The organism is Kitasatospora sp. NPDC059673 (assembly GCF_042734215.1).
Taxonomy (GTDB): domain Bacteria; phylum Actinomycetota; class Actinomycetes; order Streptomycetales; family Streptomycetaceae; genus Kitasatospora.
Genome location: NZ_JBHWEN010000014.1, coordinates 15531 through 40269, shown reverse-complemented (window position 1 = coordinate 40269; position 24739 = coordinate 15531). Strand labels below are relative to the sequence as shown.

At 72.8% G+C, this 24739-nt stretch carries 24 protein-coding genes and 1 tRNA gene; 8 read left to right on the top strand and 17 right to left on the bottom strand.

All coding sequences use genetic code 11. The features are described 5' to 3' along the window. Positions 1-28: 28 nt before the first annotated feature. Both ACFV18_RS18000 and ACFV18_RS17995 read left to right on the top strand, forming a co-directional pair. Positions 29-1375: a lanthionine synthetase C family protein gene (locus tag ACFV18_RS18000; RefSeq protein ID WP_380484218.1), complete on the top strand. Its 1347-nt coding sequence runs from the start codon at positions 29-31 to the stop codon at positions 1373-1375. A 325-nt stretch (positions 1376-1700) separates the two neighbouring features. Further along, on the top strand, positions 1701-4604 hold the full coding sequence (locus ACFV18_RS17995) for a BTAD domain-containing putative transcriptional regulator (protein ID WP_380484216.1): 2904 nt from the start codon (positions 1701-1703) through the stop codon (positions 4602-4604). Between the two features lie 107 nt (positions 4605-4711). Here the strand turns inward: ACFV18_RS17995 and ACFV18_RS17990 are convergent, their stop codons facing one another. From ACFV18_RS17990 to ACFV18_RS17980, 3 genes are all read right to left on the bottom strand, one after another. After that, a complete protein-coding gene (locus tag ACFV18_RS17990; RefSeq protein WP_380484214.1) occupies positions 4712-5107 on the bottom strand; it encodes a PIN domain-containing protein in 396 nt (131 codons plus the stop codon). Then, positions 5107-5382 (bottom strand): hypothetical protein, encoded by a 276-nt coding sequence (locus tag ACFV18_RS17985; protein WP_380484212.1) that lies wholly within the window; start codon positions 5380-5382, stop codon positions 5107-5109. The genes ACFV18_RS17990 and ACFV18_RS17985 overlap by 1 nt, the downstream gene beginning before the upstream one ends. Before the next feature lie 161 nt (positions 5383-5543). Next, a tRNA-Thr gene (locus ACFV18_RS17980) sits at positions 5544-5617 on the bottom strand. A 289-nt stretch (positions 5618-5906) separates the two neighbouring features. Between ACFV18_RS17980 and ACFV18_RS17975 the strand changes: the two genes are divergently transcribed. Both ACFV18_RS17975 and ACFV18_RS17970 read left to right on the top strand, forming a co-directional pair. Next, positions 5907-6995: an ABC transporter ATP-binding protein gene (locus ACFV18_RS17975; RefSeq protein WP_380484210.1), complete on the top strand. Its 1089-nt coding sequence runs from the start codon at positions 5907-5909 to the stop codon at positions 6993-6995. Between the two features lie 181 nt (positions 6996-7176). Further along, positions 7177-7614 carry a hypothetical protein gene (locus tag ACFV18_RS17970; RefSeq protein ID WP_380484208.1) on the top strand — a complete coding sequence of 146 codons (438 nt, stop codon included), beginning with the start codon at positions 7177-7179 and terminating at the stop codon, positions 7612-7614. 245 nt (positions 7615-7859) lie between these two features. On the opposite strand, the gene ACFV18_RS17965 is transcribed toward ACFV18_RS17970, so the two are convergent. From ACFV18_RS17965 to ACFV18_RS17935, 7 genes are all read right to left on the bottom strand, one after another. Next, the gene (locus tag ACFV18_RS17965) at positions 7860-9350 is read right to left on the bottom strand and encodes a DoxX family protein (RefSeq protein ID WP_380484206.1); all 1491 of its coding nucleotides are present in this window, start codon (positions 9348-9350) and stop codon (positions 7860-7862) included. A gap of 287 nt (positions 9351-9637) precedes the next feature. Beyond that, on the bottom strand, positions 9638-10630 hold the full coding sequence (rlmB, locus tag ACFV18_RS17960; protein WP_380484204.1) for a 23S rRNA (guanosine(2251)-2'-O)-methyltransferase RlmB: 993 nt from the start codon (positions 10628-10630) through the stop codon (positions 9638-9640). An 83-nt stretch (positions 10631-10713) separates the two neighbouring features. Then, complete coding sequence (cysS, locus tag ACFV18_RS17955) at positions 10714-12108, bottom strand: cysteine--tRNA ligase (RefSeq protein ID WP_380484202.1); 1395 nt, start codon at positions 12106-12108, stop codon at positions 10714-10716. Positions 12109-12172: 64 nt separating this feature from the next. Beyond that, positions 12173-12565 carry a PPOX class F420-dependent oxidoreductase gene (locus ACFV18_RS17950; protein WP_380484200.1) on the bottom strand — a complete coding sequence of 131 codons (393 nt, stop codon included), beginning with the start codon at positions 12563-12565 and terminating at the stop codon, positions 12173-12175. Positions 12566-12607: 42 nt separating this feature from the next. Continuing rightward, positions 12608-13111, bottom strand: coding sequence for a 2-C-methyl-D-erythritol 2,4-cyclodiphosphate synthase (ispF, locus tag ACFV18_RS17945; RefSeq protein WP_380484198.1), 504 nt, complete (start codon positions 13109-13111; stop codon positions 12608-12610). After that, positions 13101-13862 (bottom strand): 2-C-methyl-D-erythritol 4-phosphate cytidylyltransferase, encoded by a 762-nt coding sequence (gene ispD / locus ACFV18_RS17940; protein WP_380484483.1) that lies wholly within the window; start codon positions 13860-13862, stop codon positions 13101-13103. The genes ispF and ispD overlap by 11 nt, the downstream gene beginning before the upstream one ends. A gap of 214 nt (positions 13863-14076) precedes the next feature. Further along, on the bottom strand, positions 14077-14559 hold the full coding sequence (locus ACFV18_RS17935) for a CarD family transcriptional regulator (RefSeq protein WP_014136563.1): 483 nt from the start codon (positions 14557-14559) through the stop codon (positions 14077-14079). A 374-nt stretch (positions 14560-14933) separates the two neighbouring features. On the opposite strand from ACFV18_RS17935, the gene ACFV18_RS17930 reads away from it, so the two are divergent. Beyond that, positions 14934-15590: a DUF461 domain-containing protein gene (locus ACFV18_RS17930; RefSeq protein WP_380484196.1), complete on the top strand. Its 657-nt coding sequence runs from the start codon at positions 14934-14936 to the stop codon at positions 15588-15590. Between the two features lie 67 nt (positions 15591-15657). On the opposite strand, the gene ACFV18_RS17925 is transcribed toward ACFV18_RS17930, so the two are convergent. Together ACFV18_RS17925 and ACFV18_RS17920 are read right to left on the bottom strand one after the other, a co-directional pair. Then, a complete protein-coding gene (locus ACFV18_RS17925) occupies positions 15658-16350 on the bottom strand; it encodes a response regulator (protein ID WP_380363657.1) in 693 nt (230 codons plus the stop codon). Next, on the bottom strand, positions 16347-17606 hold the full coding sequence (locus ACFV18_RS17920; RefSeq protein ID WP_380484194.1) for a sensor histidine kinase: 1260 nt from the start codon (positions 17604-17606) through the stop codon (positions 16347-16349). Before ACFV18_RS17920 ends, ACFV18_RS17925 begins: the two co-directional genes overlap by 4 nt. 290 nt (positions 17607-17896) lie before the next feature. Here ACFV18_RS17920 and phoU point away from each other — a divergent pair, with 290 nt between their 5' ends. Together phoU and ACFV18_RS17910 are read left to right on the top strand one after the other, a co-directional pair. Next, positions 17897-18571: a phosphate signaling complex protein PhoU gene (gene phoU, locus ACFV18_RS17915; RefSeq protein ID WP_380484192.1), complete on the top strand. Its 675-nt coding sequence runs from the start codon at positions 17897-17899 to the stop codon at positions 18569-18571. A 170-nt stretch (positions 18572-18741) separates the two neighbouring features. Continuing rightward, positions 18742-18924: a hypothetical protein gene (locus ACFV18_RS17910; protein WP_380484190.1), complete on the top strand. Its 183-nt coding sequence runs from the start codon at positions 18742-18744 to the stop codon at positions 18922-18924. 64 nt (positions 18925-18988) lie between these two features. Here the strand turns inward: ACFV18_RS17910 and ACFV18_RS17905 are convergent, their stop codons facing one another. Together ACFV18_RS17905 and ACFV18_RS17900 are read right to left on the bottom strand one after the other, a co-directional pair. Next, positions 18989-19576 (bottom strand): lytic polysaccharide monooxygenase, encoded by a 588-nt coding sequence (locus tag ACFV18_RS17905; RefSeq protein ID WP_380484188.1) that lies wholly within the window; start codon positions 19574-19576, stop codon positions 18989-18991. Positions 19577-19844: 268 nt separating this feature from the next. Further along, positions 19845-20606 carry a phosphoglyceromutase gene (locus tag ACFV18_RS17900; RefSeq protein WP_380484186.1) on the bottom strand — a complete coding sequence of 254 codons (762 nt, stop codon included), beginning with the start codon at positions 20604-20606 and terminating at the stop codon, positions 19845-19847. A 109-nt stretch (positions 20607-20715) separates the two neighbouring features. Between ACFV18_RS17900 and ACFV18_RS17895 the strand changes: the two genes are divergently transcribed. Continuing rightward, entirely contained in the window at positions 20716-21978 is a 1263-nt protein-coding gene (locus tag ACFV18_RS17895) for an MDR family MFS transporter (RefSeq protein WP_380484184.1), read from the top strand. Between the two features lie 18 nt (positions 21979-21996). Here the strand turns inward: ACFV18_RS17895 and ACFV18_RS17890 are convergent, their stop codons facing one another. From ACFV18_RS17890 to mshA, 3 genes are all read right to left on the bottom strand, one after another. Further along, a complete protein-coding gene (locus tag ACFV18_RS17890; protein WP_380484182.1) occupies positions 21997-22476 on the bottom strand; it encodes an SLATT domain-containing protein in 480 nt (159 codons plus the stop codon). Between the two features lie 32 nt (positions 22477-22508). Next, complete coding sequence (locus ACFV18_RS17885; RefSeq protein WP_380484180.1) at positions 22509-23024, bottom strand: YbjN domain-containing protein; 516 nt, start codon at positions 23022-23024, stop codon at positions 22509-22511. Positions 23025-23200: 176 nt separating this feature from the next. Next, positions 23201-24526: a D-inositol-3-phosphate glycosyltransferase gene (gene mshA / locus ACFV18_RS17880; RefSeq protein WP_380484178.1), complete on the bottom strand. Its 1326-nt coding sequence runs from the start codon at positions 24524-24526 to the stop codon at positions 23201-23203. Positions 24527-24739 lie beyond the last annotated feature (213 nt).

Sequence of the window (24739 nt, the reverse complement as noted above, 5' to 3'; positions counted from 1 at the left end):
TCACCGTCCCCACCACCCGGAGCCCCCGTTGACCGTCACCGAACCCACCGCACCGTCGACGCACCGGGCCGAGCTGCGCGAGGCGGCCGGGGTGATGTCCGACCGGATCCTCGACAGACTCGCCGACCCGGCCGCCACCATCGCCGCCACCCGAATCCCCGCCGAGGCCGCCGACGACGGGGTGGCGGAGGGCGTGTGGGCGGAACTGACGCTCGGCAGCGGCAGCCCGGGCCTGTCGCTGGCGTTCAGCGGCGGCGCCCGGCCCGGCACCGACCGGACGGCGCGGGCACACGGCTGGCTCGCCGTCGCCACCCGGGCCGCCGCCGACGGCAGCACCACACCCAGCGGAATCTTCAAGGGCCCCGGGGCACTGGCCTTCGCCGTGCTGATCGCCAACCGGGCCACCGGCGGCTACACCACCGCCCTGCACCGACTGGACGCCTACCAGCGACAGTTGGTGCACACCGCGATGCCCGCCGTGCCGGACGGGCCGCTGACCACCATCGGCCACTACGAGGTGGTGCGCGGGATGACCGGCGTCGGCCGGTACCTGCTGGCCCGCGCCGAGACCTGCGGCGAGGAACTGGAGACCGTCCTCGGCTACCTGATCGAGCTGGCCCGCGGCGAGACCGAGCACCGCGGAGTACGCGTCCCGCGCTGGTGGGCGCTGGACTCGCCGCGGATCGGCTCCGAACACCTACTGCCCGACGGCCACCTCAACCTGGGCCTGTCGCACGGCGTCCCGGGCCCGCTGATGCTGCTCGCACTGGCCTGGCGGGACGGCATCCGGCTGCCCGGCCACCAGGAGGCACTGGAGAGCGCCGCCGACCTGCTGGTCCGCTGGGCGGTGCGGGACGAACACGGCCCGTACTGGCCGGGCTTCCTGAACCTCACCGAGTACCTGGCCGGCCCCGACGCCTACCGGAAGCCCGCCAGCTGGCCGTCCTGGTGCTACGGGGCGCCCGGCGTCTCCCGCGCCCTGCAGGTCGCCGGGGCCGTCCTCGACCGCCCCGACTGGACGGCGACCGCCCGCGGCTCGGTGGAACGACTGCTCACCCTCCCGCTCGACGACTGGGGCATCACCGACCACGCCCTGTGCCACGGCTGGGCCGGCACCCTGCACCAACTGGGCCGCCTGAACGAGCACTTCGCGGATCCGCAGATCGAACAGCGGCGCGACCTGATCGCCGCCCGACTGATCGACGCCTTCGACCCGGACGCCCCGTTCGGCCTGCGCTTCAGCATGACCGCCAAGCCGTTCGCCTCCGACGTCTCCGGCTACCTGGACGGCGCCGCCGGCGTCGCACTCGCCCTGGACTCCTACGCCTCCGGCGGCACCCCGCACGACTGGGACATGCCGCTGCTCCTGTCCTGAACGCGCGTCGGAGCGGTACCCGCCCCCCGCGGGTACCGCTCCGAAGCCCCCCAAGCACGACGGCCCCCCTGCCGCCGTGCCACCCCCTTCCGTCAACCCCCGTGCCGTACCGGAGCAGCTCGGTACGGCCAGGAGAACGGCGGGCCCGTGGGCCGGCCGCCGGCGGGTGGACGGTCCACGACTCGGTCGTCGGTCCGAGTACCTCGTCCCGGTCGCGTTCCGGTGAGAACAGCCTGCGGTGGGCCGATAACCGGCAGCTAACATCTCCCTCACGTGCACCGGTGGGCAGCCGGCGGGACCTGCACGCGGCACGGGGAGCACACGGGTGCGGTTCGGATTGCTCGGCAGTCTGCTGGCGCAGGACGGCGGGCAGGACTGCCCGGTCCGCGGCCCCAAGGCCCGCGCCCTGCTCGCCGTCCTGCTGCTGCACGCCAACCGGCCGGTCTCGCTCGATCGCCTGATCGACACCCTGTGGGGCGCCCACGCCCCCGCCACCGCCGAAGCCTCGCTCCGCAACCTGGTCGCCCGGCTGCGCCGCGCACTCGGCGACGAACCCGGACAACGCCTGCGGGCCGTCCCCGGCGGCTACCGGCTGGACGTCGCCGAGGACGAACTGGACACCCTCCGCTTCGAACGGGCGGTGCACCGGGCCCACACCGCCCACCAGGCCGGGAACCTCCCGCAGGTCCTGGCCGAAACCGCCGCCGCCCTGGACCTGTGGCGCGGCGAACCGCTCGCCGACGTCCCGGAACCGGCCGCCGACCACGCCGCCCAACTCGAACAGTGGCGCGAGAAGCGACTGCAGGCCCTGGAGTGGCGCTTCGACGCCGAACTGCGCCAGGGCCGCCCGCACGGCCTGATCGCCGAACTCACCGGCCTGGTCGGCGAACTCCCGCTGCGCGAGGCCTTCCACGGCCAGCTCATGCAGGCCCTCGACCAGACCGGACGGCGCGCCCAGGCCCTCGCCGTGTACCAGCGGCTGCGCCGCACCCTGGTCGACGAACTGGGCATCGAGCCCGGCCCCGCCGTCCAGGAGGTGCACCGGCGCATCCTCGCCGACCCGCAGGCCCCGGCCGCCGAGCCCTCCGGAAGCCGCCCGAGACCGGCCCAACTCCCCTCCCCGCCCGCGCACTTCCTCGGCCGCGAGGACCAGCTCGCCACCCTGCGCAGCGCCCTGCTGACCCGCACCGGCCGGCCCGCCGTGGCCGTCCTGAGCGGCATGGCCGGCGTCGGCAAGTCCGCCCTCGCCCTGGCCTGCGCCAACGCGCTGCGCGAGGAATTCCCGGACGGGCAGCTGTTCCTGAACCTGCGCGGCGCCACCCCCGGCCTGACCCCACTGGGCGCCCTGCCCGCGCTCACCGCCCTGCTGCGCGGCCTCGGCATCGAATCCTCCGCGCTGCCCGAGGACCCGGACACCGCCGCCGCGCTGCTGCGCACCACCCTCTCCGGCACCCGCACCCTGCTGCTGCTGGACGACGCCGCCGACCTCACCCAGGTCCGGCCCCTGCTACCGGCCGGGCCTGGCTGCGCCGTACTGATCACCGGCCGCACCCCGATGCTCGCCCTGGACGGCGCCCTCCACCTGCGCCTGGACACCCTCTCCGAACGCGAGAGCATCGCCCTGGTCGAACGCACCGCGGGCCGCGCCACCGCCGACCGCGCCGTGGTCGCCATCGAACAGGCCGACCTGGCCCGGCTGGTCCACCTGTGCGGCCGCCTCCCGCTCGCCCTGCGGATCGTCGGCGCCCGGCTGGCCGCCCGCCGCACCCTGCCGGTCCGGGGACTGGTCGGCCGGCTGGAGGAAGGCGCGGACCGCCTCGACGAACTCGAACTCGACGACCTGAGCATCCGCCAGTCGCTCGCCCTGACCCACGACTCGCTGCGCGACTCCACCCGCCGGCCCGACCGGCGCGCCGCCGACGCCCTGCTCGCCGTCGGCGCCCTCGACCTGCCCGAATACACCGCCCCCCTGCTGGCCGGCGTCCTCGGCCTCACCCCCGCCCAGGCCGCCGCCGCCCTCGACCGCCTCACCGAGGTCGCCCTGCTCGACGAGCCGCGACTCGACCGCTACGTGCCGCACGACCTGGTCCGCGACTACGCCCGCGAACTCACCGCCGACCCCGAGCAGCGCATCCGGCTCACCCGCGCCGCACTCGACTGGTACCTGGCCGCGGCGTCCGCCGTGACGCTGGCCCTGGACGCGGCCAAGCACCCGGACCGAAACCTGCCTGCCGTCGCCCCCGGCGCGGAACTCGACCGGGACGCCGCGCTGGCCTTCGGCGACACCGAGTACGGCAACCTGCTGGTCCTGGTGGACCGGCTGGCCGACGAAGCGTGGGCCGCCGGACACCTGCTCCCGCTGGTGCGGGGGCTCTTCCCCTATCTCCGCACCCGCGGCCGCCACCCGGAACTCGCCCAGCTCAACCGCACCGCCCTGCGGGTGGCCAGGCAAGCGGGCGACTCCCCCGCCGAGGCGTACGCACTCGGCGACCTGGCCGGCGCGCACTTCGACGTCGGCCACTACCTGCCCGCGCTCGACCTGATCGAGCAGAGCGAGACGCTGTGGCGGCAGCTCGGCGACCGGCACCGGGAACGCAACGCCGCCGCCAACCGCGGCGCGCTGCTCTCCTCCCTGGGCCGCACCGAAGAGGCCCGGACCGTCCTGGAACACGTCGCCGGACTCGCCGAGGAGTACGGCGACGCCTCCGGCGCGGCCACCGTCTACTGCAACCTCGGCAACCTGGTCGAGGCCACCGACCCGCACCTGGCCATCGCCTACCACCGCCGCAGCATCGAGGCCGGCCGCAGCGTCGGCATGACCGCGGCCGAAGTCTCCGGCCTGGCCAACATCGGCTACGCCTACCTCCGACTCGATGCCCACGACGAGGCCATCCACTACTTCGACGCCGCCCTCGCCTTCCCGCCCGGCACCGCCCCCTGGGACTTCCGCCTCGAAGCCCAGAAGGGCCGGATCGACGCCCTCCGCCGACAGGGCCGCCTCGCCGAAGCCCTGACGGCCTGCCACGAGCTCCTCGACTGGACCACCTCCATCTCCGAGGGCTACGGCACCGGCCTCGCCGAACACATCCACGGCCTCGTCCTGCGCGATCTCGGCCGCCACCGCGAAGCCGTCGCCGCCTGGCACACCGCCCTGGCCAGCCTCGCCAACGCCAACGTCAAACAGATCGCCGAGATCCACGCCCTGATCGCCGCCACCGAAAGCGCCTGACCCCACCAACCCCGAAGGGCCGGCCCCGTCCGCTCACGCATCGCTCACGCAACAGAGCCGCCCGACAGCCGCTCCCCCGCCCAGCCCGCATCCAGGTCACTCCGACGTCAGATCCCTCTGACCACGACACGATCTCCGCAGAGGAGTCTCATGTCCTCCTCGTCGGATGTGAAGATCGCGACATCGCCACGCTGACGCAGCGCCACAGCGGCAAGAGCTGCGTCGATGGCGTACTTGTGCCCGTGCAGACCGGCGGTCTCCAGCAGCTCGATCGCCTCCCCTGCGATCTCCCTGGTCACCGGCTCGATGGCGATCTTGGAGAGGGTCCATGTCCAGGCGGCCTTCTTGACGCGCCCGTGATAGGCCTCGATGAGCGTCATCGACGTGGTCACGACCCGGATGCCGGAGCGATCCGCATCCTTCAACCGGGCACCCATCGCACGGTGCCCGAGAACGGCTTGAGACAAGCCCTCACTATCGAGCAGGTAGACGAGCTCGGACATCAACCCGCCTTGCGATGCGGCACAGAACGAGCCTTGCGCTCCGCGTGCTGCCGTTGCAGCGCGAGCCTTTCGGCCTCAGCGAGCGCCAGCTCCGCGTCAGTCACCTCACCGTGCTCACCCTCCCACCAGCCGACGAACTCGTGCAGGTGGTCTCGCTCGCGCTGACGCTCTATGGCCTGCGCGACGTACCGGCTGAACCCGCCCGACCCCACCTCGGCGCGGATCTCCTCCGCCAGCTCCTCCGGCAGCGTCACCGTGTACTTCTTCGTTGCCATACCAGTCATCATACCGACCACCCCGAACGCGGGCAGGCCGACGCGATACCCCCCTGCGCGCCATCCCCCCGCTCACGCAAACGGCCCCGGACGAGTCGTCCGAGGCCGGTGATCAAGCCCCCAGAAGACCAAAGCTGCAGCTCATCCGGGGTGACGCGGGGAGCCCCCTGTCGGGTTCGAACCGACGACCCCCGCTTTACAAGAGCGGTGCTCTGGCCAGCTGAGCTAAGGAGGCGTGGTGGCCGTCCGCGGGATACGCGTCGGCACCAGTGGGCAGTGTACCGGGCGGGGGCGGGGGGATGCGGGCGGTTGCCGGGACGGGGGCGGGTGCGGGCGGTGGGGGTCGTGACCGGATCGATGCGGAAGTCGGGGGCGGGCGAGGGCTGACAAAAGAAGGAGTCGGCAGGTACCGTCACGAGGAGCCGCGCCGGGGTCGGTGGTCCAGACCACTCGGGGCGGCCGGGACAACTCCACCTTTACTCGGATCGTCCGGCACGTTCCTGCCGGTGAAGGAGCGAAGCAGCATGGCTTCTGTGACGTACGACAAGGCCACCCGTGTCTACCCGGGTGCCGACAAGCCGTCGGTCGACGCGCTCGACCTGGAGATCGGCGACGGCGAGTTCCTCGTCCTGGTCGGCCCCTCCGGCTGTGGCAAGTCCACCTCCCTGCGCATGCTGGCCGGCCTGGAGGACGTGAACGACGGCGCCATCCGCATCGGCGACCGCGACGTGACCCACCTGCCGCCGAAGGACCGGGACATCGCGATGGTGTTCCAGAACTACGCGCTGTACCCGCACATGACCGTCGCCGAGAACATGGGCTTCGCCCTGAAGATCGCCGGCGTCAACAAGGCGGACATCCGCACCAAGGTCGAGGAGGCCGCCAAGATCCTCGACCTGACCGAGTACCTGGACCGCAAGCCGAAGGCGCTCTCCGGCGGTCAGCGCCAGCGTGTCGCGATGGGCCGCGCGATCGTCCGCCAGCCGCAGGTCTTCCTGATGGACGAGCCGCTGTCGAACCTGGACGCCAAGCTCCGCGTCTCCACCCGCACCCAGATCGCCGGCCTGCAGCGCCGCCTGGGCATCACCACGGTCTACGTCACCCACGACCAGACCGAGGCCATGACCATGGGCGACCGCGTCGCGGTGCTCGACAAGGGCGTGCTCCAGCAGGTCGACGCCCCGCGTGCCATGTACGACAAGCCCGCCAACCTGTTCGTGGCCGGCTTCATCGGCTCCCCGGCGATGAACCTGGTCGAGGTTCCGCTGGTGGACGGCGGCGTCAAGTTCGGCGGCTCGGTGATCAACATCGACCGCGAGGACCTGTCGAAGGCCGGCCAGGCGAAGAACGTCGTGGTGGGCATCCGCCCCGAGCACTTCCAGGTGGTCCCGGCCGGCGGCGTCGAGGGCGTCGCGGTCACCGTCAACGTGGTCGAGGAGCTCGGAGCGGACGGCTTCGTGTACGGCACCACCCAGGTGTCGGGCCAGGACAAGGACATCGTGGTGCGCGTGCACAGCCGTGAGATCCCGCAGCGCGGCGAGACCATCCACGTCGTCCCGGTCGGCAACGAGACCCACGTCTTCGCCACCACCGGCGAGCGCCTCAGCCGCTGACCCCTCGCCGCCGTCACCGACGAGCGCACCGGAACCCCCTGCCCACGCGGTCGGCAGGGGGTTCCGCCATTCCCGGGCCGGGGCCCCGCGTCAACCTGATGGCGGAACAAAACAGGACAGCGGTCACTCGTTGGGGTAACGCGGCGCGCCCATTCCGCCACGCACCGCTACTCTCCTGTGCGTGAAACAGCTCGTTCGCCGAATCGGCCAGACCGTTGCCCTCACCCTGCCGGTGATCCTGGTGACCACCGGCACTCTCGCCGTCACCCGGGTCCCGTGGGCCCCGCCGACGGGCCTGGATCAGCAGGTGGTCGCGGCATCCAGCGGGGACGGCACCATCGGCCGGACCTCCACCTCCCCCAACACCCAGGGCCTGGCCGCGCAGGACGCGCTCCGGGTCGATCTGATGGAGGAGCTGAAGAACCACAACCCGGGCACCGCGCTCGACCTGCTGGAGCGCACCATGCGCGAGAAGCCCTCCCTCACCCCGTACTGCAGCGCCCTGGCCGGCGAACTCGGCCGCGCCGCGGTGAAGAAGTACCAGGGCGACGTCCAGCGCGCCCGCTCCTTCGCCCGCCCGGTCTGCGACGGTTCCTTCGCAGCAGGCGTGGTCGGCTGACAGCCGGGGCACAGAGAACCGCGCGAGACGGAAGGCACCCGTCAGCAAGCTCGCAACGCAGGGCAATGACCTGCGCTTGATCGCGACCTCGCTGACGGGTGCTTGGCTTGTCGCGCAGTCCCCGCGCCCCAGCTTCGCGCCCCCCGGTTTCGCGCCCACGGTGTCGCGCCCACCCGCCAGACCGACGAAAGGGCCCCCTCCGGGAAGATCTCCCGGAAGGGGCCCCGCCGTACGTCGGCCCGCCGTCAGGCCGTCCCGCCGGCGCCCGTCGGCCGCATGCCGAGCTCCAGCAGCGGCGGCCCACTGCCAAGGAGGCCGCCGATCACCCCGTGCGAGGGCTGCGAGCGCGGGCTGCTGGGTGCACCGCCCGTTCCGGCGCCGCCGGTGCCCGTGCCGCCGCCGGAACCGCTCGTGCCGCCGGTGCTGCCCCCCGCCCCGGCCCCGGCGTGCGGCGCCGGGCTGGAGCTGCCGGACGTGCCGGCACTCGGCTTGGGCTTGCCGCTGCTGCTGCGGCTGGGCGAGGGAGAGGGCGAGGGCGAGACCTTGGTGGGGCCCTGGGACGGCGCCGAGGTCGAGGCGGCCGGGGAGGGCGACGGTCCGTTGCTCGGCCAGACCGGGGAGCCGTAGTCCGTCGGCGGGTGCACGGGTGTCTGGGTGCGGCCGGTACGGACGGCGGCGCCCAGCAGCGAGCCGGTCAGCAGGGTCAGGCCGACCACCACGGCGGTGACCACCGAGCGGCGGCGCAGCATCCGTCGCCGGACCGCGCCGGGTTCGGTGGGCCCGTGGCGGCGGAACGCCTCCAGGGCGATCCGGCCGTCCAGCGAGGCGAACGGGGCGCCGGCCATCAGCAGCGGGCTCCAGGCCGCGAGGAAGATCAGGTCGGGGGTGTCGTAGGCCGGCACCGCCTTCCAGCTGACGGTGAACAGCAGCGCCGCCGACAGCGCCATCGCACCGCCTGCGGCGAGCCGCTGCCACAGGCCCAGGATGGACAGCACGCCGATCACGATTTCCGCGAAGGAGACCGCGAGGCCCGCTCCGACCGGGTGGGCCATGGCGAAGTCCAGCAGCGGCCGGGCGACCCCCCAGGGGTGCAGCGAGGACAGCCAGCGCATCATCGAGCCGCGCTCGCCGCCGTCGAAGTACACCGGGTCGCACAGCTTGCTGAACCCGGCGTAGACCGACAGCGAGCCGAGCAGCACCCGCAGCGGCAGCAGCACCAGGCCGAGGTCGACCCGGCGGCCGGGGTACCAGGCGTGCTTGGAGCCCTCGCCGAGCGACGGTGTCTCGGGCAGCTCGCCCTCGGGCTGCCAGCTGTGCCCGCCGACCCGCACCGACTCGTCCAGCAGCTCGGCGACACCGACCCGCGAGGACTCCTCCGAGCCCGCGCCCGCCCCGGAGCCCGCGCCCGCCCCGTACTGCCGGGGGACGGCCTGCAGTTGCTGGGTGTCCTGTTCGGCGAAGGCCTTCGCCGGGGCGGGGACGGTGTTCAGCCGGACGGCTTCGAGCAGTTGGGTGGCGGCGGTGTCGCCGGGCGCGGCCTGGCCGCTCCAGGTGACCACCCGGGGCTTGCGGCGGGGCGCGGTGCCGGTGACCGAGGCCGCGGTGATCCCGGCCAGCGTGGGCACCGCCGCCGCGGGCACCACGACCTGCGGGGTGACCAGCGGACGGGTGCCGTGCTGCAGGTTGTACGGGTCGCCGAAGGCGGCACCGGCCGGGCGGTCGATCAATGCGGTCACCGGGCCGGAGAGCCTGACCCGGAAACTGGCCTGGGTGCTGCTGAGCTTCGCCGGGTCGGACGGAACCCGGACCGTGTTGAGGCCCGGGCCGTCGTCTATCCCCGCGGAGCGCTGCCCGAAACGCCGAGGTGTTCTGGTGTCCACACCCCTCTAACCGGGTGACGGGCCTTGAGGACACTCTCCCGGGTGGATTCCGGGCGGGGCTTTGAAGTGATCATGAGAAATCCGGTCGGGTCCGACCGGACCCGACCGGTTGACGCACAAAAACGACGCGCCGCGACGGTCCGTCAGCGCTTGGCGCGCAGCCGGGCCGCTTCGTACAGCACGATGCCGGCGGCGACACCGGCGTTCAGCGACTCGGTCTGGCCGGGCATCGGGATCCGCACCCGCAGGTCGCAGGTCTCCGACACCAGCCGGGACAGGCCCTTGCCCTCGGAGCCGGCCACGATCACCACGGGGCCGGTCAGCGCGTCGAGGTCACCGATCTCGGCCTCGCCGTCGGCGGCCAGGCCGACCACCATCAGACCGGCCTTCTGGTAGGCCTCCAGCGCGCGGGTCAGGTTGGTGGCTCGGGCCACGGGCAGTCGGGCCGCCGCACCGGACGAGGTCTTCCAGGCGCCGGCGGTCATACCGGCCGCGCGGCGCTCGGGGATCACCACGCCGTGCGCGCCGAACGCGGCGGCGGAACGGACCACGGCACCCAGGTTGCGGGAGTCGGTGACGCCGTCCAGCGCCATGATCAGCGCGTCCTGCCCGAGGTTGGCGGCCTCGTCCAGCAGGTCCTCGGGGTGCGCGTACTCGTACGGCGGGACCTGGAGCACCAGGCCCTGGTGGTTCAGGCCGCCGGTCATCTGGTCCAGCTGCGGGCGCGGGGCCTCCATCAGCGGGACGCCGCGCTCGTTGGCGGCCTGGAAGGCGTCGCGGACGCGGTCGTCGGTGTCGATGAACTGCTGCACGTACAGCGCGTTCGCGGGCACGCCGCCCTGCAGCGCCTCGACCACCGAGTTGCGGCCCACCACCAGCTCGGCCGCGCCCGCGCCGCCGCGGCCGCTGCGCGAACCGGCACCGGCCCGACGCATGCCGGCCCGGGACTTGGCGTCGCGCTCGCGCTTCAGCGCCGCGTTGGCGGCACGCTGCTTGGGGTGCCCCTTGCGGGCCTCGCCGGGCGGCGTCGGGCCCTTGCCCTGCAGTGCCTTCCGGCTGTGGCCGCCGGTACCGACACTCGCGCCCTTCTTCGACCCGGGGTTGCGGCGGTTCCTGCGCTGGCTGTTGCCGGCCATGGCTGTACTTCCTGTCTCTGCGTCTGCTTCGTGCGTGGGGGCCGCACCCATACAAAGGTACGGCCCCCACGCGCCCCGAGGGGCTACTGGTTGATCGTCCAGCGCGGGCCGGACGGGGTGTCCTCGATCGCCAGCCCGGCCTGGCCGAGCTGGTCGCGGATGGCGTCCGCGGTGGCGAAGTCCTTGCGGGCGCGGGCCGCCTGTCGCTGCTCCAGCACCAGCTTGACCAGCGAGTCGACCACGCCGGTGAGCTCCTCGCCCTGGTTGCCGCTGCCGGCCCAGAAGTCGTCCAGCGGGTCCAGGCCGAGCACGCCGAGCATCGCCCGGACCTCGGCGAGACGGGCGGCGGTGGACTCCTTGTCGTCCGCGCCGAGCGCGCTGTTGCCCTGCCGGACGGCGGTGTGCACCACGGCCAGCGCCTGCGGCACGCCCAGGTCGTCGTCCATCGCCTCGGCGAACGCCAGCGGCACCTCGGGCGCGGCGTCGACCATGCCGCAGCGCTCGACGGCGCGCTCGATGAAGCCCTCGATCCGGGCGAACGCGGTCTCGGCGTCGCGCAGCGACTCCTCGCTGTACTCGATCATCGAGCGGTAGTGCGGGCCGGCCAGGTAGTAGCGCAGCACGATCGGCCGCCAGCGCTGCACCATCTCGGAGACCAGCACCGAGTTGCCCAGCGACTTGGACATCTTCTCGCCGCTCATGGTGACCCAGGCGTTGTGCACCCAGAAGTTGGCGAACTCGTCGCCGTACGCCTTGGACTGGGCGATCTCGTTCTCGTGGTGCGGGAAGATCAGGTCCAGCCCGCCGCCGTGGATGTCGAAGGAGCTGCCCAGGTACTTGTGCACCATCGCCGAGCACTCCAGGTGCCAGCCGGGACGGCCGCGGCCCCACGGGGTGTCCCAGCTCGGCTCGCCGGGCTTGGCGGCCTTCCACATCGCGAAGTCGCGCGGGTCGCGCTTGCCGGTCTCGTTGTCGCCGGAGGGCTGCCGCAGGTTCTCCAACTCCTGGTTGGAGAGCGCCAGGTACTCCGGGTACGTGGTGACCGCGAAGTAGACGTTGCCGTCGGCCTCGTACGCGTGGCCGCGTTCGATCAGCCCCTGCATCATCTCGATCATCTCCGGCACGTGGCCGGTGGCCCGCGGCTCCGCGCTCGGCGGCAGGCAGCCGAGGGCGTCGTAACCCTCGTTGAACGCACGCTCGTTGGCGTGCGCGATCTTCCACCACTCGGTGGACTGCTCGCGCCCCTTGGCGATCACCTTGTCGTCGATGTCGGTGACATTGCGGACGAAGGTGACCTCGTAGCCGCGGTAGCGGAACCACCGCTGCATCACGTCGAAGTTGAGTCCGGACCGGATGTGCCCGATGTGCGGGGGCGCCTGAACGGTGGCACCGCACAGGTAGATCGAGACACAGCCCGGCACCAGCGGGACGAAGTCGCGTACCTGGCGGGTCATGGTGTCGTACAGGCGAAGGCTCACAGCGTCCAGAGTAGTGGGCGGCGGGGGGTGCCCCGCCACCTTCCGGCCACTTGGCGCGCCCCGCTCAGAAGTTGGCGACCACCTTGCGCGGGCTGAGCCGCACCACCACCCGCACCGCGTCCGGCCCGTCCCACGCGTAGTCCTGGCCGCGGTACTTGCGGGACAGTTCGTCGATCAGTTCCCGGCCGCCCTCGGTGGTCATGGTGACCTCGCCGCGCGCCTCGAAGTACTGGTACGGGCTGTCCGCCGGGTTGATCAGCACGCTGATTCGCGGGTCCCGCACCAGGTTCAGGTGCTTGCGCCGCCCCTGGACGGTGGAGAACAGGATGTCGTCGCCGTCCCGCTTCACCCACACCACCGAGGACTGCGGGCTGCCGTCCGGCTGCACGGTGGAGACCACCGCGAAGCTCTTCGCGTCCAGCAGCTTCCTCACGTTGTCGTCGAGCCCGACGCCCATGTTTCCTCCCGCACCAGCGAATTGACTGTCCGTCAGTTCAGGCTAGGCGGCGGGCCGTTCGTAGACCAGCGCCGTGGCGATCGCGGCGAGTCCCTCGGCCCGGCCGGTCAGGCCCAGGCCGTCGGTGGTGGTGCCGGAGACCGACACCGGCGCGCCGACCGCCGCGGACAGCGCGGCCTGCGCCTCGGCGCGGCGCCTGCCGATCTTCGGGCGGACGCCGATCACCTGGATCGCCACATTGCCGATCTCGAACCCGGCCTCCCGCACCAGCCGGGCGGCCTCGCCGAGCAGCGCCACGCCGGCCGCGCCCGCCCACTCGGGGCGGTCGGTGCCGAAGTGCGCGCCCAGGTCGCCGATCCCGGCGGCGGAGAACAGCGCGTCGCAGGCGGCGTGCGCGGCCACGTCGGCGTCCGAGTGCCCGGCCAGGCCGGTCTCGCCCGGCCAGTCCAGCCCGGCCACCCGCAGCGGCCGGCCGGCCTCGAAGGCGTGCACGTCGGTGCCGATGCCGATCCGCGGCAGGATCGGGGCGGTCTTCTCAGTAGGCATCGGTGGCCCTCCGGCGGGCAAGTACGGCCTCGGCGAGGACGAGGTCCAGCGGGCGGGTGACCTTGAACGCCTCCTCGTGGCCGGGCACCACGACCACCCGGCCGCCGAAGCGCTCGATCAGCCCGGCGTCGTCGGTCACCTCGACGCCCTCGGCGGCGGCCTTCTCGTGCGCCGCGAGCAGGCCCGCCAGGTCGAAGCCCTGCGGGGTCTGCACGGCGCGCAGCGTGGAGCGGTCGGGGGTGTCCAGCACCGGCTCGGGGCCGGCCGGCTGCGGCTCGACCCGCTTGACGGTGTCGGCCAGCGGCACCGCCGGCACCACCGCCCCGGCGCCCGCCCGGACGGCGGCGGCCACCGCGTCCACCACCTCGACGGGCACCAGCGGGCGGGCCGCGTCGTGCACCAGCACCACCGGGGTGCCGGCCGGGATCGCGGCCAGGCCGAGCCGCACCGACTCCTGCCGGCTGGCACCACCGGGCACCACCCGGACGTCCTTGCCGTCCAGGCCGTGGCTGTCCAGCAGCGCGACGACCTCCGCCACGCCGTCCGGCGGTGCGCACACCACCACCAGGCCGACCGCCCGGCTGCGGGCCAGCGCCCGGACCGCGTGCACCAGCAGCGGGACGCCGCCGAGTTCGCGCAGCGCCTTGGGGGCGCCGGGGCCGAGTCGCTCGCCGCGGCCGGCGGCCGGAACGACCGCTGCCGCGAGCTGTGCTGAGGCGTTCAGGTTTGGCTCCTTGGTCGCGATGGGTATGGCCCGTGCCGAACGCGGATTCGCGAGCGGGCAGGCCCCCTTCCTGACTGCACGTTAGTGGAACCGCGCCGTCCCTTCCGCCACCGCTCCGCCGTGCCTCCCCCTTCCAGGCACGTTCACCGCACGTTCCGGGCACGGCGAAGCGCCCGAGGCGCCCTTGCGGGCACCATCGGGCGCTGCATCAAGCCGAGTTTGGGCCAGACGCTGTCCGGCCTCAGGAGGCGAGGACCTCGTCGAGCAGCGTCTCGGCCTTGTCCTCGTTGGTGTTCTCGGCGAGCGCGAGCTCGCTCACCAGGATCTGGCGGGCCTTGGCGAGCATGCGCTTCTCGCCGGCCGACAGGCCGCGCTCACGCTCGCGGCGCCACAGGTCGCGGACCACCTCGGCGACCTTGATCACGTCGCCGGACGCGAGCTTCTCCAGGTTCGCCTTGTAACGGCGCGACCAGTTGGTGGGTTCTTCGGTGTAGGGCGCGCGAAGCACCTCGAAGACGCGGTCCAGGCCTTCCTGGCCCACCACGTCGCGGACACCGACGAACTCGGCGTTCTCCGCCGGAACGCGGAGAGTCAGATCTCCCTGCTGCACCTTCAGCACCAGGTAGGTCTTGTCCACACCCTTGATCTGGCGAGTTTCGATGGCCTCGATCAGCGCAGCCCCGTGATGGGGGTAGACCACCGTGTCGCCAACCTTGAACGTCATGTGACAGGACCCCTTCCGTGGCTTTCCAGAATAACACGCTTTTCGGCTGACCCGAAGGGCGTTTTCGCAGGTCAGGGCGGGTTCCAGGGCTTGACAACCACCCCCGTCGCATGCTGCGACCGGTGTTCGACAGGGGCTTCTCGCAGGTCGGAGGCGGTCTGACCTGGGCAGCGAAACCTCTGGTCACGCTCCCGAAACCATGATTGGATCTTGAGTTTTTGCCTCCGACTCGCCGAGCGGCCCGGATCGTGATCGGACCGCGACACGGGGCCACCCCGTGATTCCCGGATATGTGTGGTCGGTAGTCTGGCCCTCGACCACCGACCGTGATCCCTTTTCCGTGGGATCGTCCCCTCCAAGGAGAAGTCGCCGCCGTGAGCCGGAGCCTTCGACGCGGCGCTGCCGCCGCAATCGTCCTCGCCGCGATCGTCCCGCTGTCCGCCTGCGCGGCGGGCAACGACGCGGACACGCTGCAGATCAAGCCGGACAACGCGGCGACCTCGATCGACAACGCGGTCAAGCTCAACAACATCGTCGTGGTCGCCCCCGAGGGTTCGGCCGGCGAGTACACGGGCCCGGTCGCCGTCACCGTGAACATCGCCAACCCCGCGCCCAAGGGCGACGTGGTGCTGACCGGGGTCAAGGTCGGCGGCACCGCTGCCACGCTGACCGACGAGAACGGCGCGCAGGTCTCGCAGATCGTCATCCACGCCGGTGAGTCGGTGCTGCTGGGCGGCAAGGGCGGCGCCGCGCTGGCCCAGGTGCCGAACGCCAAGGTCTCGGTCGGTGGCTACACCGACACCACCTTCAGCTTCAAGAGCGCCGGCGACGTCTCCGCCAACGCCAACGTGCAGCCGGCCGTCGGCTACTACCAGGGCTTCGGCCCGCAGGCCAAGACCTCGTCGTCCTCGGCCCCCGCCTCCCCGAGCGGCAGCGCCTCCCCGGGCGCGGCGTCCTCGCCGTCCGCCGGCGCCGGTGCGAGCGGCTCGCCGAGCGCCCCGGCCGGCAGCCCGTCGGCTTCCGCGCACTGACACCGGGCAACACACGAAGGGGCCCCGCCGATGCGGGGCCCCTTCGCCGGTCTGTCGCAAGGACGGTTTACGGCTCGAACTTGTAGCCCAGGCCGCGCACGGTGACCAGGTAGCGCGGCGCGCCCGGGTCGGGCTCGATCTTCGCCCGCAGGCGCTTGACGTGGACGTCCAGGGTCTTGGTGTCGCCGACGTAGTCCGCGCCCCACACCCGGTCGATCAGCTGCATCCGGGTGAGCACCCGGCCGGCGTTGCGCAGCAGCATCTCCAGCAGGTCGAACTCCTTCAGCGGCAGGTCGACCTTGGCGCCGTCCACCGTCACCACGTGCCGGTCGACGTCCATCCGGACCGGGCCGGCCTCCAGCGCGCCGGGGGCGGCGGCGCCGTCGCCGTTCGCGTCCTCGCCGCGGCGGCGGAGCACCGCGCGGATCCGGGCGACCAGCTCGCGGGTGGAGTAGGGCTTGGTGACGTAGTCGTCGGCTCCTATCTCCAGCCCGACGACCTTGTCGATCTCGCTGTCCTTGGCGGTGACCATGATCACCGGGACGTTGGAGCGGACCCGCAGCTGGCGGCAGACCTCGGTTCCGGGCAGGCCGGGCAGCATCAGGTCGAGCAGGACGAGGTCGGCTCCGTTGCGCTCGAACTGCTCCAGCGCGTCGGGCCCGGTGGCGGCGACCGCCACCTCGAAGCCCTCCTTGCGGAGCATGTACGACAGGGCGTCGCTGAACGACTCCTCGTCCTCGACCACCAGTACACGGGTCACGATCGGGCCTCCGGGGCAGGAAGTGTGGGTGCTGCTGAGGATGCGCGGTCCTCGGCCGGGGCCTGCCCGGCGGGGAGCCGCAGTGTGAAGGTGGAACCCTGGCCCTCGACGCTCCACACCGACACGGTTCCGCGGTGCGAGGCGGCGACGTGCTTGACGATGGACAGGCCGAGGCCGGTGCCACCGGTGAGGCGGGAGCGGGCGGGGTCCACCCGGTAGAAGCGTTCGAAGATCCGCTCGCGGTCCTTCTCCGAGATGCCGATGCCCTGGTCGGTCACCGAGATCTCGATCAGTTCGCCGTCCGCCTCGCCCAGCGCCGCGGCGCTGGAGATCCGGCGGGTGGCGATCGCCACCCTGGTGCGCGGCGGGCTGTAGTTCACCGCGTTCTCCACCAGGTTGCCGAGTGCCGCGGCCAGTTGGCCGCGGTTGCCGACCAGGTACAGGCCGGTGGTGCCGCCCGCGGCGATGACGATCTGCTTGGCGGCGGCGGTCTGCCGGCAGCGGTCGATCGCCTCGGCGATCAGTTCGTCCACCGCGACCGGCTCCGGGTCGACCTTCAACTGGTCGTCCTGGACCCGGGAGAGGTCGATGATCTCCTGGACCAGGCTGGCCAGCCGGGTGGCCTCGACCTGCATCCGGCCGGCGAAGCGCTGCACCGCCTCCGGGTCGTCGGAGGCGTCCGCGACGGCCTCGGAGAGCAGGGAGAGCGCGCCGACCGGGGTCTTCAGCTCGTGCGAGACGTTGGCCACGAAGTCGCGGCGGATCGCCTCGATCCGGCGGCGCTCGGTGCGGTCCTCGACCAGCACCAGCACCAGCCGGGAGCCCAGCGGGGCGACCCGGACCGAGACCGCCAGCGGTTCGGCGGCCCGGGCGGCGGCCCCGGGGCGGGTGAGTTCCAGTTCGATCTGCCGGATCTCGCCGTCCCGGCGGGTGGAGCGGGCCAGCGAGAGCATCTGGTCCACGGCCACCCGGCCGCCGCGCACCAGGCCCATCGAATAGGCGGCGGAGGAGGCCTTGACCACCTCGTCGCCCTCGCCGAGCACGATCGCGCAGGAGCGCAGCACCGAGAGCACGGTGTCCACGCCGGGCGGCAGGGCCGGTTCCTGGAGGGGTTCCGGCCCGGGGTTCCTGCCGCTGCTGCTGCCCTTGCCCCGGCCCTGCTCGCGCTCGCTCCAGCGGAAGGCGATGGAGGCGGTGAGACCGACGCCGAGCCCGGCTATGGCGCAGGCAGCGGCGGCGGCCACGTTCACGTCCATGTCTGCCAGCGTAAATGGTGGCCGGGCGGGCTCCGTAAGGGTGCGATCAAGGCATCGGCCGCGCGTTGCCGAGAATTCACCTTCACGATGCTGCCGATTCACCGCCGGTGCCGCGGGGGGTCGCCGGAACGGCTCAGTCTGGGCCGTGCAAGCCCGTGTGGGCGGTGACGCGGCTACCATTCGCGCCACCAGCAGCGGCCGTCCGTTCGGTCGGCCCCGCGTCGGGCCGCCCGGTGCGGGGCGTCCGGTCGGCACCGCCACCGACACCGGTACTGGAGGAGAAGAGCGCAATGCGCGACGCGTACCACGAGGAACTCGACTCGATCAGCGACGGACTGGTCGAGATGGCCCGCCTGGTCGGCTCGGCGATGGGACGGGCCACCACCGCACTGCTGGACGCGGATCTGGAGCTGGCGGAGAGCGTGATCGCCGCCGACGAGAAGATCAACAACCTGCACCACGACCTGGAGAACCGGGCCATCGACCTGCTGGCCCGCCAGCAGCCGGTCGCCACCGACCTGCGGATCGTGGTCACCTCGCTGCGGATGAGCGCCGACCTGGAGCGCTGCGGCGACCTGGCCCGGCACGTCGCCAAGGTGGCCCGGCTGCGCTACCCGGAGACCGCCGTTCCCAACGACCTGCACCCGATCGTGCTGGAGATGGGGCAGCTCGCCCAGCGTCTGGTGGCCAAGGCCGGCCTGGTGATCGCCACCAAGGACGTGGACAAGGCGCTGGAGCTGGAGGCGGACGACGACGCGATCGACGCGCTGCACCGCGAGCTGTTCTCGCACCTGCTGGACGACCGCTGGCACCACGGCATCGAGACCGCGGTGGACGTCACCCTGGTCGGCCGCTACTACGAGCGCTTCGCCGACCACGCGGTCTCGGTCGCCAAGCGCGTGGTGTTCCTGGTCACCGGCGAGCACGTGGACGAGTTCATCGCCACCGCGGACTCGGCCGAGTAAGGGACTCCGCCGAGCAATCGTTTCCGCAGCGCGCCCTCCTGGGGGCGCACGCCGCGCGAACTCCCCGCCTCCGCGCGCCCGTTGACGGCGCGCCGGGGCGGCGTTTCACTCGAAGGGACGGGCGTCCACCGGGCTGCCCGGCTCCGCCCGGACGAGGAGGCTTCAGCGCGATGAAGACGACCGGCAACCCGACCACTCCCCCGCCGAGCCCGCTCGCCCCGGCCGCGGCGAAGCTGCTGCCGGTCCTCGCCGCGGGCTGCGGCTGCGGTCCGGGCTGCGGCTGCGGCTGCCAGTCCGGCGCACCCTGCCAGTGCGGCGGCGCGACCGGCGACTGCTGCGGCGGCGGCCACTGACGGCACGGCCGAGGGCCGGGCACCACCTGGTGCCCGGCCCTCGCTCATGCCTTCGTGCGGTGCGTCAGAAGGTGACGTCCATGCACTGGTAGAACGCGTTGCCGGTGTCCGCGATGTCCCAGACCGCCAGGATCACCTGGTGGCCGGTCCGGCCGGAGGGCAGCGTCGCGGTGTGGCTGAGCGTGGCCGGGGGCTGCTTGCCGCCCATCGGCACGGTCAGGAACGGGGTCGGGTCGAGGTTCGCCCGGGTGATCTTCGTGGTGGCGTCGTAGCCCGGCTTGGTGAGGAAGTACCGGAACGACGTGGTGGCGTGCCGCGCCTCGATGCTCCAGGTCAGGGTCAGCTGCTGACCGGCCGTGACCTTGGTGGTCGGCCAGGCGCCGGCCCGCGGGTCGTCCAGCGGCGCCCAGCGCGGGTCCGCGCCCGCGCACAGCGTGCCGTCGGCCGGGCCGGCCGCCGGGAAGCCCTTCGGGCCCTCGACGCTCTGCGGCTCCCACTGGATCTGGCCGCACTTCTTCACCACGCCCGCCCCGCACAGGCCGGCCCGGCTCGGCGGGGTGGTGATGTACCCGTGCGAGCCGGCGGGGATCGCCGTCGCCAGGATCGCCGCGGCGGCCGTGAGGCCGACCGCCAGGATGTTGCGCTTGCGCATGGTGCTCCTCCGTGGGGGTGGATGGAGTACATGAACGCGGACACGCGCGGGGCCGCGTGGGGGTGCGGCCGGCCTGGGCATGCCCGCGCTGGCATTGGCCCCCACGCTAGAAGCCCCACCGACCGCCGTCAATGGTCTGAACCATTCTCGGTGGTCTGAACCACCCTGCCCCGCCCGCCGGTTGACGCCCCGGCAACCCGGACACGGAACAGCCCCCTGGGCCGGAGCTTCGTCGCACCGGGCAGGGGGCCGATCGGGAGAGGAAGTCCTACTTCTTCTTGCCCTGGTTCTTGACCGCCTCGATGGCGGCCGCGGCGGCCTCGGGGTCGAGGTAGCGGCCACCGGGGGTGACCGGCTTGAAGTCGGCGTCGAGCTCGTAGACGAGCGGGATGCCGGTGGGGATGTTGAGGCCGGCGATGGCCTCGTCGGAGATGCCGTCGAGGTGCTTGACCAGGGCGCGCAGGCTGTTGCCGTGGGCGGTGACCAGGACGGTGCGGCCGGCGGCGAGGTCCGGCACGATGGCGTCGTACCAGTAGGGGAGCATGCGGCGGACGACGTCCTGCAGGCACTCGGTGCGCGGGCGCAGCTCGGAGGGGATCTCCGCGTAGCGCGCGTCCTCGGCCTGCGAGTACTCGGAGTCGTCGGAGAGGGCCGGCGGCGGGGTGTCGTAGGAGCGGCGCCAGAGCTGGAACTGCTCCTCGCCGAACTCGGCGAGGGTCTGGGCCTTGTCCTTGCCCTGCAGGGCGCCGTAGTGGCGCTCGTTCAGGCGCCAGCTGCGGCGGACCGGGATCCAGTGGCGGTCGGCCTTGTCCAGGGCGATCTGCGAGGTGCGGATGGCGCGGCGCAGCAGCGAGGTGTGCAGCACGTCCGGCAGCAGGTCCTCGGCGAGCAGCAGTTCGCCGCCACGGGCCGCTTCCTTCTCGCCCTTCTCGTTGAGGTCGACGTCGACCCATCCCGTGAACAGGTTCTTCTGGTTCCACTGGCTCTCGCCGTGGCGGAGCAGGATCAAGCGGTAGGTCGTGTCAGCCATGGGGCCAGCTTAGTGGAGGGGGAAATTCGATGGCCGGGGCGTCCATGCCAGCCGTAATGTGCCATCAACAGGTTTGCAACTTACCGTTTTCGCCGCTCCGGGAGCCCGCATGCCCCTCTCCGCCCGTCTGGTGTCCGAAGCGCGCAGGGCGGCGGGCGGGTTGCCGCGGCAGTTCTGGTGGCTGTGGACGTCCACGCTGGTGAACCGGCTGGGCGGCTTCGTGGTGACGTTCCTGGCGATCTACCTGACGGCCGACCGCGGCTATTCGCCGTCCTACGCGGGCCTGGTGGCGGGCCTGTTCGGGCTGGGTTCGGCGATCGCGGCGCTCGGTGCGGGGGTGCTGACCGACCGGCTCGGGCGGCGGCCCACGCTGCTGGTGGCGCAGGTGTCCACGGCGGTGTTCACGGCGGTGCTGGGCTTCACGCACGGCCAGGTGGCGATCGCGGTGGTGGCGTTCCTGGTGGGTCTGGCGAACAACGCCTCCCGCCCGGCGGTCTCGGCGATGATCGCCGACCTGGTGCCGGCCGCCGACCGGGCGCGGGCGTACTCGCTGAACTACTGGGCGATCAACATCGGCTTCGGCGCCTCCGCCGCGATGGCCGGACTGATCGCGAGTTACGGCTATCTGACGCTGTTCCTGCTGGACGCGCTGACCACCCTGCTGTGCGCGGTGGTGGTGTTCGCGAAGGTACCCGAGACACTGTCGCACGCCGAGCAGGAGGCGGCCGAGGAGCCGTCGGGCCCGACGGTGGGCCTGGGCGCGGTGTTCCGGGACGGCCCGTTCATGATGGTGGTCGGGGTGAACCTGCTGCTGGCGCTGATCTACCAGCAGGGCTCGACCACGCTGGCGGTCGACATGGAGCAGCACGGCATCACGACCGCCCAGTACGGCCTGCTGGTCAGCCTCAACGGCGTACTGATCGTGCTGCTCCAGCTGCCGCTGACCAGGCTGATGGAGGGCCGCAACCGCACCGCGCTGCTGGTGGCGAGCGCGCTGCTGACCGGCTGGGGCTTCGGTCTGACGGCGGTGGCCGGCTCGTCCGCCGGGCTGTACGCGCTGACGGTGGCGATCTGGACGATCGGCGAAATCGTGAACGCGCCGACCATGATGGCGCTGGTCGCCGAGCACTCCCCGGCCCGGGCCCGCGGCCGCTACCAGGGCGTGTACTCGCTGTCCTGGTCGCTGGCGTCCTTCCTCGGCCCGGCGGCGGGCGGCCTGCTGCTGCAGTACGCGGGCAGCCGGGCGCTGTGGGGCGCGTGCGCCGCCGCAGGGACGCTGGCGGCGCTCGCGTTCGTGCCGATCGGCCGCCGTCGGCCGCAGCCCGCCGTAGCGGTGGCACCCGCCGTCGAGCCGGTCGGCGCGGAGGTCTGACCAGGGCCTGCCCGGCCGTCAGGTCACCGCCTCGCCGCTGCCGTTCCGCCGCAGCCGCACCCACGAGTCGTGGTCGTCCTCCAGGATCACCTGGTACTCGTCCACCAGCAGCGTCACCCGCACCGGCTCGGGGGCGGCGTCCCCGTACTCGGCCCTCATCAGGGCGAGGCGGCGGCGCAGCGAGGTCAGCCGGTGCACCGTGTCGGAGCGCTGGATCCACAGCGTCCGGTAGCCGAAGAAGGCCGCCCAGGCGGCCAGCACCGTCACCAGCGCTCCGCACATCAGCGCCACGTCGGCCAGCTGGCTCGCCAGCGGCTCGCCGACCTTGAGGCCGAGCAGCACGGTGACCAGCGCGGACAGGCTGACGGTGGCCAGTTGCAGGCTCAGCGCCCGCCGGCGGTCCCAGTCCCGGCGGCGGCGGCGCTCCACCAGCTCCCTGTCGAGTTCTACCCCCAGCCACTCCAACTTCCGTTGTGCGGCAGCATGTTCAGCATCCATCGGTTTCCTCCCCGGGCGGGAGGATACCGGGCTCAGCTGCCGGTGGGCGGGTTCTCGCTCGCCAGATGTGCGAAGGCGCTGAGGTTGCGGGTGGACTCGCCGCGCTTGGTGCGCCACTCCCACTCGCGGCGGATCGCGGTGGCGAAGCCCAGCTCCAGCAGGGTGTTGAACGGCTCGTCGGCGTTCTCCAGCACGGTGCCCAGCAGCCGGTCCACCGCCTCGGCGGTCAGTGCCTCCAGCGGCAGCCGCCCCACCAGGTAGATGTCGCCGAGCCGGTCGATCGCGTACGCCACCCCGTACAGCCGGGTGTTGCGCTCCAGCAGCCAGCGGTACACGCCCTCGTGGTTCTCGTCCGGGCGGCGGATCACGAAGGCGTTCACCGACAGGGTGTGGTCGCCGACCCGCAGCGCGCAGGCGGTGGACAGCTTGCGGGTGCCGGGCAGCGTGGCGACCAGCGTGTACGGGTCGGTGGCGGCCGGCTCCCAGGCCACACCGGCCTCGTCGAGCGCGGCACGGAGAAGGGGAAGTGCGTCGTCCTTGGCGGCCATGCCCCCACGCTAACCGGCCGCCCGCTGCGGCGGGGTGTCGCCCCCGTCACGGTGCGCTCCCCGGTGAGCTCCCGTCAGAGGCGGTGCGCCGGGCGGGCCGCGGCCATCGCACTGACCGGCCGCCCGCCGCGGCGGGGTGTCGCCCCGGTCACGGTGCGCTCCCCAGTGAGCTGCCGTCAGAGGCGGTGCGCCGGGCGGGCCGCGGCCATCGCGTCCGCGTACACGTCGGCGGTGGAGCCGGCCGCCGTCAGCCAGCCGAACGCCGCCGCGTGCCGGGCGGCCTGCTCACCGCGGGCGCGGGCGAGCGCCGGGTCGGTGACGTACGGCAGCAGCGCCTGCGCCCAGGCGTCCGGGTCGTGCCCGGGGACCAGGGTGCCCGTCAGGCCGTCGCGGACCGCGACCGGCAGGCCGCCGACGGCGGCCGCCACCACGGGGGTGCCGCAGGCCTGCGCCTCCAGCGCGACCAGGCCGAACGACTCGCTGTACGAGGGCATCACCAGGGCGGTCGCCGCGCGGTACCAGTCGGCGAGCTGCCGCTGGCCGACCGGCGGGCGGAACCGCACCACGTCGTTGATGCCGAGCTGGGCGGCCAGCTTGTGCAGGCTCTCGGGGCGGGCCAGGCCGGTGCCGGACGGGCCGCCGACCACCGGTACCACCAGCCGCTCGCGCAGCTCCGGGCGGCGCTCCAGCAGCCGGGCGACCGCCTTGAGCAGCACGTCGGGCGCCTTCAGCGGCTGTATCCGGCCGGCGAACAGCAGCACCGCGGCGTCCTGCGGCAGGCCGAGCCGGTGGCGGGCCGCCGCGCGGTCGCCCGGCCGGAACACCTCCAGGTTCACCCCCGGGTGCACCACGGCCAGCTGCTCGGGGCGCGCCGCGTAGTGGTGGGCCAGCTCGGCGGCCTCCTCCGCGGTGTTGGCGATCAGCCGGTCGGCCGCGCCGACCACCTGGGTCTCGCCGATCACCCGCGCGGCCGGCTCCGGGGTGTCGCCCGCGGCGAGCGCCGCGTTCTTCACCTTCGCCATGGTGTGCATGGTGTGCACCAGCGGCACGCCCCAGCGCTCGGCCGCCAGCCAGCCGACCTGGCCGGACAGCCAGTAGTGCGAGTGCACCAGGTCGTAGTACCCGGGGCGGTGGCCGGCCTCGGTGCGCAGCACGCCGTGGGTGAACGCGCACAGCTGGGCGGGGAGGTCCTCCTTGAGCAGGCCCTCGAACGGGCCGGCCGTGACGTGCCGCACCAGCACGCCGGGGGCGAGCTGCACGGTCGGCGCGTCGTCCGAGCTGATCGCCCGGGTGAACACCTCGACCTCGATGTCCAGGTCGGCGAGGCACTTGGCCAGCTCGACGATGTACACGTTCATCCCGCCGGCGTCGCCGGTGCCCGGCTGGTGCAGCGGCGAGGTGTGGACGCTCAGCATCGCGATCCGGCGGGGACGGCGCGGGTGCGGAAGGGCTGCGGCCGACCGCGACTCCCCGCGGGGCGTGCGGACGAGGTGGTGGGTCACCTGCGGAAGCCTCCCTGGGCACTGCCCGTCGCTGCGTCGGCGGCGCTGCTGCGTCCGCACCGGTTTCGGTCTGTTCACGCACCGCCGCCCGCGGCCGGGAGCTGCGGGCGGTAGTCACGTCAAGCATGCCAACCGCATCGTCGCGTCCCCGTATTCCCGGCGACCTTCCCGGCGACCTTCCCGGTGCGGGACAGGCGGCCCGGACCGGGCGTC